This is a genomic window from Yersinia sp. FDAARGOS_228, from assembly GCF_002073315.2.
In the GTDB taxonomy this organism is placed as follows: domain Bacteria; phylum Pseudomonadota; class Gammaproteobacteria; order Enterobacterales; family Enterobacteriaceae; genus Yersinia; species Yersinia intermedia.
Map to the genome: position 1 here is coordinate 4,446,585 of NZ_CP020409.2, position 13,521 is coordinate 4,460,105.

Consider the following 13,521-nt stretch of genomic DNA (forward strand, 5'->3'; position numbering starts at 1 on the left):
ACGCTGATTCATGCCAGTGATTCAGTTAGCAAATCGGCTGGCAGCGGCTCCGCAGAGGCGGGCCAGAAAACTTGCCGAGTAATGGCGATAGCTAACACCGCTGCAACTTCAAGTAAGAAGGGATATACTTTGAAGATGAACTTTCTCGCTCACCTCCATTTAGCCACACTGGCAGACAGCTCCCTACTGGGCAATCTGCTGGCAGATTTTGTCCGGGGTAATCCACAGGATGAATATGCCCCTGAGATTGTGGCTGGCATCATGATGCATCGCCGCGTTGATGTCATGACCGACACACAGCCGCTGGTCAAAGAAGCCCGTCGCTATTTCAGTGCCGATTATCGCCGAGTGGCCCCTATTACTCTGGACGTGCTGTGGGATCATTTTCTGGCCCGTAATTGGGATAAACTGATGCCTGATTGCACGCTGCCCGTGTTTATCCAACATGCACAAAGCCAGATTGTGCCCCACTTGCATCAGACTCCCGCCCGTTTTCAGAACCTTAATACCTATCTGTGGCCAGAACGTTGGCTGGAACGCTATGCTGAACTCCCTTTTATAGCTGATGTGTTACAGGGTATGGCTAATCGGCGGCCCAAACTAGCAGCACTTGCTGGTTCTTTTCAGGATATAGAGCAACACTATCAGCCATTAGAACAACTATTTTGGGCGTTTTATCCCGCCATGATGTCGCAGGCACAACGCCAACAAATTTAGCTTAAAACACCTTTATTTGTATGGTTATTGGCATTAAGTCACTTGCTCTTTCTGCTAAAATGGGTATCTTAGCAAGACTACGAAACTAAAAAGCTCGTAACGATAGGTAAAAGCTATCACAGCGATTGGTATTTATCCCTTTATTCATTGCGCTTAAATACCTATGCTGTGCCAATACTTTTAAGACAACTGGTTAATCCATCCCTATTAACAGGAGTAATTTATGGTTCTGGTAACTCGTCAAGCCCCTGATTTTACAGCAGCTGCTGTTCTTGGTAGCGGCGAAATCGTTGAAAACTTCAACCTGAAAAAACACCTGAACGGCCGCCCTGCCGTCCTGTTCTTCTGGCCAATGGACTTCACTTTCGTTTGTCCTTCAGAGTTGATCGCTTTCGACCACCGTTACGAAGAATTCCAGAAACGTGGCGTTGAAGTTGTTGGTGTTTCTTTTGACTCTGAGTTTGTGCACAACGCATGGCGTAAAACCCCTGTTGATAAAGGCGGTATTGGTGAAGTTAAATACCCAATGGTTGCTGATATCAAACGTGAAATTCAGAAAGCCTACGGCATTGAACACCCAGAAGCTGGCGTTGCACTGCGCGGTTCATTCCTGATCGACAAAAACGGTATTGTTCGCAGCCAAATCGTTAACGACCTGCCAATTGGCCGTAACATTGACGAAATGATCCGTACCGTTGATGCACTGCAATTCCACGAAGAACACGGCGAAGTTTGCCCTGCTCAGTGGGAAAAAGGTAAAGCAGGTATGGGCGCATCACCAGATGGCGTAGCTAAATACCTGTCTGAAAACGCCTCTAAACTGTAATAACGGTTTATGCCGCCCCTGATTTGCTCAGGGGTATCAAGCCAGTCAGTTCACACTGACTGGCTTTTTTATGCTGATATAAAACCAAACGACGACATACCAACAATACTGATATATCCCCAAAGTAATTGGAGTTGCAGCTAGGCGGCAAACGAGTAAATCCCGATGAGCTTACATAAGTAAGTGACTCGGGTGAACGAGAGCAGCTAACAACGCTGTAATTTCAAGTAAGAAGGGGATATTTTTGTGGCATATTTGGCCTCCATGTCTTGCCTTTCAGCAGGTAAGAAGCTACCGTAATGTTGTTCGGCATTAGGGAGCCTCGTATTGATTAACTTCAGTACGGGGCTTTTTCCTATCTGCTTTATGACAACAACTGTTTTTTACCAAGGCACTTACAGCACTGATTCAAACAATGCCCAAAGCAGACAGCTTCAAGCACCCGCCGCAGAGTTTATATAATAATCATTTCCATTCCCAGCTTATCAATATCGTGAATACTTATTTATTTTCAATAAGTTATTTTTACTTATCTTGATTCCTCTCAAGCATAAATCAACCTATCTGCCGGGCAACAACTGACAACGCCTCCTTTCGCCGCTAATTAATTAGCAGCCATAAACATTAATTCTGCTATTAATTATTACTGGTGTGTGTTTTTCACCCCCCATGAGCAGTGTTTTGAAGCTGCCAGACAAAAATGATCAGGTCATCCCTGGCGGGCAGGAAATAACAGGAGTCTGAATGTTGTTGAAAAAATGGAACAAACCCTTGGCTGTATTGGCTTTACTGGTCAGTGGCACACTGCATGCGGCCTCAACACCCGCGGTGGAAGCAAAACATGGCATGGTAGTGACCTCCCAATATCTCGCCTCACAAGTGGGGACTGATATTTTAAAAATGGGCGGCAATGCCGTTGATGCCGCAGTAGCGGTGGGATATGCGCAGGCAGTCGTAAACCCATGTTGTGGCAATATTGGTGGTGGTGGTTTTATGACCATTCATCTTGCTGATGGAACTGATACATTTATCAACTTCCGTGAAACCGCGCCAGCCGCTGCCAGCGCAGATATGTATCTGGATAAAGAGGGTAAAGTAACCAAAGATGCCAGTTTGTATGGTTATCTGGCAGCCGGCGTCCCTGGCACGGTATTGGGAATGGATAGCGCACAGAAGAAATACGGTAAATTGACGCGCCAGCAAGTGATGGCTCCAGCGATCAAATTGGCCCGTGAGGGTTTTGTGCTAACTCGTGCCGATACAGACATTCTGGACACTACTGTTAAACGCTTCCGTCAAGATCCTGAATCTGCGCGCATTTTTTTGCGTAAGGATGGTGAAGCGCTGCAACCGGGTGATCGTTTAGTTCAGGCTGATCTGGCTGAAACCCTGAGCGCAATCTCGGAGCAAGGGCCGGATGCTTTCTATCAAGGTAAAATACCTCAAGCGGTAGAAGCCGCAGCCAAAAAAGGCGGAGGTATCCTCACTGCCGCTGATTTCGCCAACTATAAAATCACTGAAACTGCCCCTATTACTTGTAGCTATCGCGGTTATAAATTTGTTTCCTCGCCACCACCCAGTTCCGGTGGAGTGACATTATGTGAAACCTTGAATGTGCTTGAAGGCTATGACTTAAAAAGCATGGGTTTTAATTCGGCTGCTTACATTCATACACTGACAGAAGCCATGCGCCATGCCTATATGGACCGCAATACTTTCCTCGGTGACCCGGAGTTTGTTAAGAATCCAATCGACCGCCTCCTCAGCAAAAGCTATGCCGCTGATATCCGCAAGCAAATTGTTGCCAACAAAGCGACACCTTCGGTAGAAGTACAACCGGGGATGCAACCTCATGAAAAACCAGAAACTACCCACTACTCTATCGTCGATAATGAAGGTAATGCGGTCTCCACCACCTACACGGTTAACGGCCGCTTTGGTGCAGTAGTCATCGCACCCGGTACTGGCTTCTTCCTGAATGATGAAATGGATGATTTCACTGTCAAAGTTGGCGAGCAAAACCTGTATGGTTTAGTACAGGGGGCAACCAACTCCATCGCCCCCGGTAAGCGCCCACTATCGTCGATGAGCCCAACATTAGTGACCAAAGACGGTAAGACATTTATGGTGCTAGGCTCTCCGGGTGGATCCCGAATTATCACCATCACCCTGCAAACGGCCCTCAATGTCATTGACCACGGCATGGCGCCACAAGAGGCGGTAGATGCACCACGCATCCATCACCAATGGCTACCTGATGAGGTGTATTACGAACAACGTGGGGTATCCGCAGATAGTCTTAATCTGCTAAAAACCATGGGATATAAGATGGTCGAACAGAACCCATGGGGCGCAGCCGAGCTGATCCTGGTGGGTTTGGCCGGAGTGGAGGGAGTCAGTCCAGCCAACTCAGGGAATGACTCGGCAGTTTCCGGCAAAGTTCGCGAAGGCTACCTGTACGGCGCTAATGATGTCCGCCGCCCCGCGGGTGCAGCCATTGGTTACTAACGGCTAGCGGTTACTAACAGCGATTAATAGCAGAGATCCCCCATCAACCTATCGATGGGGAATTTACCACTTCATTATAGACCCTAAATAATTCGAGTTGCAGGAAGGCGGCAATCGAGTAAATCCCGATGAGCTTACTCAGGTAAGTGATTCGGGTGAACGAAAGCAGCCAACGCACATGCAGCTTGAAGTATGACGGGTATACATCACCACGGCAATGAATGCCCTTGGTAATCGATAAACCCGTGCCCCCCTTTACCTGAAGCGCGCTCAATTTGGTCGACAACACCTTTCACACTGGTTGCAATGGTCAGTGGTGCTGCATCCCCGCCCATATCTGTTTTTACCCAGCCCGGATGAATAGATAACACCGTCAGAGCCGGATCGGCCACCTCGGCAACCAAACTGCGAGTCATCATATTCAATGCGGCTTTACTGGCTGAATACAGCGGTTTATGGCCAGAAGCATTGTGACCAAGGCTCCCCAATTGAGAAGACATGAAGGCCAACACACTTTGAGTTGGATTACGTTGTGGCAGAAGATATTGAGCTATACGAATGGGTGAAACAGCATTGGTTTGGAATAATTCCAGAATATCTTCCGGTTGCGCCTCAAGGGCTGATTGATGCTCCGGCCCAGAGATACCCGCATTAACAAATATTAGGTCGAATATCTGCCCCTGTACCTGTGGCAGAAACTGCTTAATACTTTCAGGTTTATTAATATCCAGTGTTAGCCAATGGGCAGCATGGGCGGCGGTATCTTTGGCAGTGCCGCGTGTCGTCGCAGTCACTGACCAACCACGGCGATTAAGCTCATCAACCAACCCCAGCCCCAAACCTCTTGAAGCACCAATGATCAATGCCTGTCGTTTAATTGAACTCATATCATCTTCCCTTTGGTGAATGTTACCAACCCACTGTTTGGTCAGCCATACAGCTACCTATCATATATATAATATCTCAACAAAAGGAAAAGCGGCGCTTGGCCGCTTTTAATTGCTATCACTACAGGCTAACGATTAAGTTAGCGCTCACCAACACCACGCCACAATGTGACACTCTCACCCGATAACTGTAGATTGACGCCTGACTCGGTGACATACAACTCGGATGAGCCTTCTTGGCGCAACCACTTAGCAACATTGAGTAAAGGGGATGCTGGCAAAGAAATATTGATATCACTAATACGTTGTATCGCGACCATCACTCGCTCACGTTGGTAGCTACGAATAAACACCAAAGTGTCGCCATTGGCATAAATCACCTGGCAACCACCGCGCCGCAGCGCCATGCTTTTGTGCCGCAGAGCCGCCAGCCGTTGACATAATTTCAACAGGTCATTATCCCACTGAGCCTGATCCCACGGGAACGGTTTGCGGCAGAACGGATCATTGCCACCATCAAGACCAATTTCATCGCCATAAAATAAGCAAGGCACACCAATCCAGCTAAATAACCACACCAGCGCCATCTGCATCCGGGCTTTATCATTATTTAGTAGCGTGATAAAACGAGCAGTATCATGGCTGTCCAGTTGATTAAATAAACGCAACTGGTGGCCGTGTGGCAATCCGGCTCGGTACTCATCCATCCAGTAGGCACAATCCTCAGCGTTGAGTTTTATTGGATGATAAGCCACATCCTGGCCCGCTAAAAAGCCACGCACCGGTAATGCAAAACCCATGTAATTCATTGCCGAATCTTCTACACCGGCATGTAACCAATTACGTGCATCACCAAAGTGTTCCCCCAGAATATAGGCCTGCGGATTTTCCTCTTTTGCTGCCTGATAAATACCGGCTAAATGGCGCAAATTCCCTTTTGCTCCTCCCTCTTCCCCCAACATATGCACCACATCTAACCGCCAGCCATCAATACTGTAAGGGGGGCGTAACCAATAACGCACCACACTATCGTCACCCCGATAAATTTGATTTACCACGCCCTCACTTGCGAAGTTGAGTTTTGGCAAGCTGGCATTACCTTTCCAATCCAACGCTCGCCCATCGGGGAAGAAATTAAACCAGCCCCGATAAGGTGAGTCCTGATGATGACAAGCCCCATTATCCCCTTGCTGGTGCCGGTCAAACCAATGATGGGAATCACCGGTATGATTAAACACCCCATCAAGTACCAATTTTATGCCAGCATCACGGGTAGCCATACGTAATTGCAGAAAAGCCGCCTCGCCGCCCAGATAGGGATCAATCTGATAATAATCTTGCGTATCATATTTATGTACGCTGGGTGCGGTAAAAATTGGATTTAGATACAGCGCAGTAACACCAAGCCGTTGCAAATAAGGGATTTTCTGGCTGATACCTGCTAAATCACCGCCATAAAATGTTGAGGCGGCATTAATATCATCCAGTGGTTGCTGCCATTCACGGCGAGCCACCGCATGACCCGCGGCGTGATGATGATAACTCCCATTTTGCACGCCGTGTTCCCCCTGACTACTGGCAAACCGATCGGGGAATATCTGATAAAAGACTTGGTCGGCCACCCAGTCAGGGCCGCTGTCGGGCATATCAATGGCGAACTGCGCCAGTTGCGCCGGAGGAACCCGTGAGAATCCCAGTGGGCCGAACCATTGTTGGTCGTCATCCCATAACAGTTTAAAACAGTAGCGCCGTGTAGGTTGCCCTTCATGTAAAGGCAGCGTCGCGCGATAACACCAAAAACCATCACGCTGTTGGCCTTTCATCGTCAGTAGCCATTCTTCATTATCCGGTTCACAGCGTAAGAAAACCTGCGCCGGTAATGTGTCGCCATGCAACCATTCGCCATACAACCATAAAGTAATCTGTAATGCGTCGCCTCGCTGACGAACAAAAGGCGGGACCGGAAGATGCCAACCACTAAGCATAAAATTCTCCTGCGTTAACCAAAACCATTCCTGTTAAGGCTATCTGGTGCAGACATTAACGCCGCGACACATTCACCTGAGATAGGCGATTTATCTGAATATACAGCTCGCCGATATGAATAATGTCATGTAGTGGGAGCTTTCCCCTCATCTGTCACTATAAATATCAGGGATGAGATCGGGGGCGGAGAAGTATGGGTAAATAGCGGAATGCCCTGGATTGTATAGAGCAAAAAAAGCCGAGAAATCTCCCGGCTTGATAGTAGGTCTTGACTCAGTATTACTCAGTTTCTTTGGTAAGCTCTGGCTGTTTCTTCTGATGACGTACTTTCAAGTAATACCCCACCAGCAACAATGCAATCCACACTAACCCAACATACAGCGAGACTCGGGTTGTTGGGAACCAACCAATCAGGGCGATGATAAACACCAGGAAAATGATTGCCAACACTGAAGTGAAAGTGCCGCCACGCAGTGGGAAATCCAGCGCCTTAATCTGCTCTTTGCTTAGTGAACGCCGGAAACCAATCTGGGAAAATAGGATCATGATCCATACCCATACAGTGGCAAAGGTCGCCAACGATGCGATAACCAGGAACACATTTTCCGGCATAATGTAGTTCAGATAAACAGCAATCAGCATGGCAAACATCATCACCAACACCGTAACCCAAGGCACTCCGCGTTTGGATATTGCCGCAAAGGCTTTAGGCGCATGGCCTTGTTCCGCCATCCCGTTCAACATACGCCCGACACCAAAGACATCACTGTTAATGGCAGATAATGAAGCGGTGATCACCACAAAGTTGAGAATACCTGCCGCAACTGTAATCCCCATATGCTGGAAGGTCAGTACAAATGGGCTACCGTTCGTGCCCACCTGATTCCAAGGATAGATAGACATGATGACAAACAGGGTACCGACGTAGAACACCAAGATACGCCAAGGCACTGAGTTAATCGCTTTCGGAATGGAGCTTTTTGGATTTTCAGCTTCTCCGGCGGTAATACCGATAATCTCAATACCACCATAAGCAAACATCACCAGTTGCAATGATAGGATCATGCCGACGAAACCGTTACTGAAGAAGCCGCCGTTAGTCCATAAATTATGAATACCGGTCGGCTGCCCACCGTTACCAATACCCCAAATAATGATCCCAAAACCGGCCAGAATCATGATGATGATGGTGGCAACTTTAAAGAATGAGAACCAGAACTCCAACTCACCGAAGACTTTGACGCTCATCATATTGACTGCGCCAATAATCAGCACAACACTCAGCACCCATACCCAATGAGGCACGTCCGGGAACCAGACCCCCATATAAATACCGAAGGCGGTTACATCAGCAATAGCAACAATCAAAATCTCAAAGCAATAAGTCCAGCCGGTGATATAACCCGCCATTGGCCCAAGGTAATCTTGTGCATAGCGCGAGAAAGAGCTGGCCTGTGGGTTATTCACTGACATCTCACCCAGTGCACGCATGATAATAAATGCCACCACGCCACCGATCAGGTATGCCAATAACACACTAGGCCCAGCCATTCTTATCGCATCAGCCGAACCATAAAATAAGCCGGTACCGATTGCTGACCCCAAAGCCATAAAGCGGATATGGCGGGTCGTCAGGCCCCGTTTCAGCTTATTTTTGACTGGTAATTCCATGTACATTGCCCCGTCTTTTTTTCAGCAAAAAGCCACGGGGATGAGCCGTGGCTAAAAAAATCCTATAACTGTGCCGTTATTGCTTAGCAGCAACTGCCTGGCGACAGCAGAGGCGATCGTACAACCCTACGACGACGAATACCAGCAGGGAAGGCGATAACCACGCCAGACCTTGTTCAGCCAATGGCAGATGTTGGGTCCATTCAGGCAGGAAGTGCGCGAACGTAGACGCCTTCACCGCATCAAGGATACCGAACAACAAGCTAACCAGCATGACCGGTGCCACGATACGTGAGGCATGATGCCACCAGCGCAAAGTAAAGCTCATCAAAACCAGCACGATACATGGCGGATATATTGCTGTCAGTACCGGAATGGAAATCTGAATCAGGTGACTTAAGCCCAGATTCGATACCATCATTGAGAAGATACCGAGGATAAATACCAGCGCCCGATAAGACAGCGGCAGGTACTGAGCAAAGAATTCAGCGCAGGCACATGTTAGGCCCACCGCGGTCACCATACAGGCGATGAAAATCAATGCGGCCAGGAACAAACTGCCCAAACCACCAAAGGTATGCTGAACATAAGCATGCAACACGACTGCGCCATTTTGCGCATCTGGCGTCAGGCTGCCACTGCCGGAACCGAGTTTAAACAAGCTCAAGTAAACAAGCGTCAAACCAACACCCGCAATCAACCCCGCCCAAATGGTATAACGCGTCAACAGACCAGCGGAAACCACGCCACGCGAACGAGCCGCATTGACGATAACGATACCAAAGACCAAAGCACCCAAGGTATCCATGGTCAGATAACCATTAACGAAACCAGAGGAGAAAGGCACGTTCTGATAGGCATCAGTTGCTGGAATCAGCGGCCCAGCAGGCCAAATCAGCGCGGCAATTCCCAAGATAGCGAGTGCCAGAATTTTCAGTGGTGCCAGAATATGGCCAACTGTGTCTAACAAGCGCCCCGGATACAGGGAAATGCCAATCACCAGCGCGAAATAAACCACACTATAGATAAACAGCGGCAACGGACCATCGCCAGTCAAAGGGGCGATACCCACTTCGAAGGAAACTGTTGCAGTTCGTGGCGTGGCAAACAGTGGGCCGACAGCCAGATAACAAACCGTAGCCAGTACCAGGCCAGCACTGCGGCCAATTGGGGTACTCAGGGCATCAATCCCCCCACCCACCCGAGCCAATGCGATAACGGTAATTACCGGTAAACCAACAGCGGTGATCAGGAAGCCAAGAGCAGCCCACCATACATGTTCACCCGATTGTAAACCAACCATCGGCGGGAAGATGATGTTGCCAGCTCCAACGAATAAGGCGAAGGTCATAAAACCTAATGCCATAATATCTTTAGACGATAAACGATGACTCATAGTGATGTGCGTTGCCTAGTTAAATGACCAAAAGATAAAGTCTTAAGTTGTGGTCTTTCCTACGTGATCGAAACGATACAAAGCTCTGATAAACGCAAACTCCGGCGGTTAATAAGCAATCTATTTCGTCAGTATGCAGTGTTTTTGAAGTTATTTGCAGGTGGAATAGGCCAACAACGGCGCTAAGTAGACCGTTTATAGCGGAGAAAGGCAAGTCGGGATCATAAAAGCAGAGTCATCATCCAGATAATGTTATCAAACCAGTTAATCATGCCATGTTTTAAGAAATACACGCCATATGATTTGTATTATTTGTAGCCAGTCGTTAACAATTTACCGCCAATCTGGTGACGAACACTCAGGAGAGGTTGATCATTTTACGCACAGAAATGATGCAAGATTACATAGGCAAAAAACGACGACTGAAACACCTCAATCAGTAAAACCTAACGCTTTTCGGGTTTGAATCAGTATCTCGGGCGGCAGGGGGAGATAGCCGTCATGGGTGACCCTCTTTTGCCCCTCAGGTGATAAAACCCGTTCAAGGAACGCCGCAGTCAATGGCTCCAGCGGTTGGCCCGGTGCCTTATTGATATAAATATACAGATAACGTGATAAAGGATAGCGACCATCTCTAACATTCTCAGGTGTTGGCATCACAAAATCCTGCCCCACAGCCGCCAGTGACAACGGCTTAACACCACTGTTACGAAAACCAATACTGGCATAACCAATGCCATTCAATGAGCCGGCCACCGCCTGTGCCACCGAGGCTGATCCTGGCAACTCATTGACATTATTTATAAAATCACCATCACACAACACCTTATGTTTAAAGTAACCATAGGTTCCTGAGGCTGAATTCCGGCTATAACGTTGTAGAGTGCGCATTGCCCACTCCCCTTCCAACCCCAACTCACCAAAACGCTGAATCTGATGTAGCTCCCCACATCGGCGATTTTGCGAGAAAATAGCATCAAGCTGTGGCAAGGTCAGTTTATTCAGTGGGTTATCCTGGTGAACAAACACCACCAATGCATCGACAGCCACGGGGATTGCCAATGGCGGATAGCCATAACGCTGAATAAATGCGTTGATTTCGCCCGCTTTCATTGGCCGACTCATCGGGCCAAGTTGGGCGGCACCAGCAGCTAATGCCACAGGAGCAGTAGAGGAACCTGCTGCCTGAATTTGCAAATTAACCCCAGGATAATGATGATTAAAATCATCAGCCCACAAGGACATCAGATTGGCTAAGGTGTCAGAACCCACACTGGAAAGATTGCCTGATAAGGTATTGGGGACAGGTACGGAAACCATTGGCAAAACGCCAGTTGGAGGTGAAAGTACCGCTTCAGACTGCGCTAAAACGGCATGGCTAAACCATAGCATGGCGTGCAACAGCACCAGTTTTGCCCATTTCATCAGCTTGGTATCCATGCAGTTTTTAGGATTTGACTGCATTCTCGGCTAAAACGGCGGGAACAATCAATCGATTCGGCAAGGTAAAGATAAATCGCGTTCCCAGACCTACCTCGCTCATGACATCTAAACGTGCATCGTGATGACTCAATGCATGTTTCACAATTGCCAGCCCTAGCCCACTGCCCCCCGTTTGCCGTGATCGGGCCTTATCCACCCGATAGAAACGCTCCGTTAACCGTGGAACATGTTCAGGGCCAATTCCCGGCCCATTGTCACTGACCTGAAATTGTGCGCCTTGCGCAGTTTGCTGCCAACACACCTCAATCTTGGTACCAGCAGGCGTGTGATTGACGGCGTTATAAACCAGATTTGATACCGCGCTGCGCAATTGGTCTTCGTTGCCAAATACCTTTAATTGGTCGTTAACCCGGAAGGTAATCTCATGTCGTCCGTTACTGAGCGCCTGAACTTCATGCTGTAACACTTTCAGCATCAATGGAATATCTACCCGCTCATTCATATCAACATTGGGTGCGGCTTCAATACGTGATAGCGTCAAAAGTTGTTTTACCAACCCATCCATTCGCTTCGTCTGCTCTTGCATGGTCCCCAATGCTTTATCCCGTAATGGCCCTGCCAGCTCTTGGTCATGCATCATTTCCAGATAACCTTGCAACACCGTCAATGGGGTACGCAATTCGTGACTGACGTTGGCAAAGAAATTACGCCTTGCACCTTCCAACTGGCGCATCTGAGTAACATCACGGGCCACCATCAGTAATTGCCCTTCGGAATAAGGCATCACACGGAACTCCACGTAATAACCATTATTCAGTTGCAGGGTCAACGGGCGGGAGAACTCTTGCTGTTGCAGATATTGACTGAATTCCGGGTAGCGCAATAAATTGAGGATATGCTGACCGTTATCCTCCGGCCAACGGAACCCCAGTAATTGTTGGGCTAAACCGTTACACCAGAAGATATTGCCATCAATTGTGGTGATAACAACTGCATCAGGTAATGATTCGGCACCACTGCGAAAACGTTTGATGAGCAGTGCCAGTTCGCGCCGACGCCGACGATTTCGCAACTGCATTTGGTACAAACCATAAAACAGCGGTTCCCAGCTCCAACGACCAGCAGGTGGCGTCATACTGCGGTCTAACCACAACCAGTGAGATAGCTTAAGTTGATTATAGAAATTCCAAACCAGCGCCGCGACAGCAGAAACCAGCAATAACCACGGAAGATAGCCAATAAAGGCACCCAGCAATAATGCAGGCAGACAAAAAAGAGCCAGCTCAAGAGCCAGCGTTTTCCATGATAAGCGTTCTAACACAACGAATTCTCCGGCACTGAAAACTCAGTAGCGCGTTGAGAAACGGTATCCGGTTCCCCGGACAGTTTGTACCATTCTGTCATGGCCATCAATTTCAAGCGCCTTACGTAGCCGACGAATGTGCACGTCAACCGTACGATCTTCTACATAAACGTTAGTGCCCCAGACATAATTAAGCAACTGTTCACGGCTGTAAACGCGTTCCGGGTGGGTCATAAAGAAGTGCAGTAACTTAAACTCGGTCGGCCCCATATCCAGCGCTTGCTCATTGGCCATAACACGATGCGAGGAAGGATCAAGACTTAACCCTTGCATTTCAATAACTTCTTCAACTGCCATCGGCGATATCCGGCGCATCACGGCTTTAATACGCGCGACCAGCTCCTTCGGCGAAAACGGCTTGGTAATATAGTCATCTGCACCCACTTCCAAACCGCGAACCCTGTCTTCTTCTTCGCCACGGGCCGTTAACATCATTACCGGAATATCTCTGGTCAGCGCCTCACGCTTCATATGTTTAATGAACTGAATACCCGAGCCGCCAGGTAACATCCAGTCCAATAGCACTAAATCAGGGAAAGGCTCCGACAGACGAGTTACTGCGCTGTCATAATCTTCGGCTTCTAATGGTTGGTAACCATTCTGTTCCAACACAAAGCACACCATCTCACGGATTGGCGCTTCATCTTCCACCACCAGTATGCGTCTTGCCATCATCAACCCTGCCAGTATGTTAGTGGTCACTATTTGGTTTCGGGAGCCATTA

Annotated in this window: 10 protein-coding genes; 3 read left to right on the forward strand and 7 right to left on the reverse strand. The window is 48.4% G+C overall.

The window, feature by feature from the left end; translation table 11 throughout:
• Positions 1-135: 135 nt before the first annotated feature.
• From A6J67_RS20900 to ggt, 3 genes are all read left to right on the forward strand, one after another.
• The gene (locus A6J67_RS20900) at positions 136-717 is read left to right on the forward strand and encodes an ACP phosphodiesterase (protein WP_042570102.1); all 582 of its coding nucleotides are present in this window, start codon (positions 136-138) and stop codon (positions 715-717) included.
• A 223-nt stretch (positions 718-940) separates the two neighbouring features.
• Complete coding sequence (locus A6J67_RS20905; protein ID WP_004393160.1) at positions 941-1,543, forward strand: peroxiredoxin C; 603 nt, start codon at positions 941-943, stop codon at positions 1,541-1,543.
• 744 nt (positions 1,544-2,287) lie between these two features.
• Positions 2,288-4,051: a gamma-glutamyltransferase gene (gene ggt / locus A6J67_RS20910; RefSeq protein WP_005182078.1), complete on the forward strand. Its 1,764-nt coding sequence runs from the start codon at positions 2,288-2,290 to the stop codon at positions 4,049-4,051.
• A 206-nt stretch (positions 4,052-4,257) separates the two neighbouring features.
• On the opposite strand, the gene A6J67_RS20915 is transcribed toward ggt, so the two are convergent.
• The 7 genes from A6J67_RS20915 to phoB form a co-directional block, all read right to left on the reverse strand.
• On the reverse strand, positions 4,258-4,938 hold the full coding sequence (locus A6J67_RS20915) for an SDR family oxidoreductase (RefSeq protein ID WP_005193166.1): 681 nt from the start codon (positions 4,936-4,938) through the stop codon (positions 4,258-4,260).
• A 140-nt stretch (positions 4,939-5,078) separates the two neighbouring features.
• On the reverse strand, positions 5,079-6,923 hold the full coding sequence (gene malZ, locus A6J67_RS20920; RefSeq protein WP_050297414.1) for a maltodextrin glucosidase: 1,845 nt from the start codon (positions 6,921-6,923) through the stop codon (positions 5,079-5,081).
• Positions 6,924-7,203: 280 nt separating this feature from the next.
• The gene (proY, locus tag A6J67_RS20925; protein ID WP_005193157.1) at positions 7,204-8,595 is read right to left on the reverse strand and encodes a proline-specific permease ProY; all 1,392 of its coding nucleotides are present in this window, start codon (positions 8,593-8,595) and stop codon (positions 7,204-7,206) included.
• A gap of 76 nt (positions 8,596-8,671) precedes the next feature.
• Positions 8,672-9,991, reverse strand: a complete 1,320-nt coding sequence (gene brnQ / locus A6J67_RS20930) for a branched-chain amino acid transport system II carrier protein (protein ID WP_005193154.1) — start codon at positions 9,989-9,991, stop codon at positions 8,672-8,674.
• 432 nt (positions 9,992-10,423) lie between these two features.
• A complete protein-coding gene (locus A6J67_RS20935; protein WP_050297413.1) occupies positions 10,424-11,416 on the reverse strand; it encodes a PstS family phosphate ABC transporter substrate-binding protein in 993 nt (330 codons plus the stop codon).
• A gap of 22 nt (positions 11,417-11,438) precedes the next feature.
• The gene (phoR, locus tag A6J67_RS20940; RefSeq protein ID WP_005193148.1) at positions 11,439-12,755 is read right to left on the reverse strand and encodes a phosphate regulon sensor histidine kinase PhoR; all 1,317 of its coding nucleotides are present in this window, start codon (positions 12,753-12,755) and stop codon (positions 11,439-11,441) included.
• Positions 12,756-12,779: 24 nt separating this feature from the next.
• Positions 12,780-13,469 carry a phosphate response regulator transcription factor PhoB gene (gene phoB, locus A6J67_RS20945; protein WP_025377384.1) on the reverse strand — a complete coding sequence of 230 codons (690 nt, stop codon included), beginning with the start codon at positions 13,467-13,469 and terminating at the stop codon, positions 12,780-12,782.
• Positions 13,470-13,521: the final 52 nt, after the last annotated feature.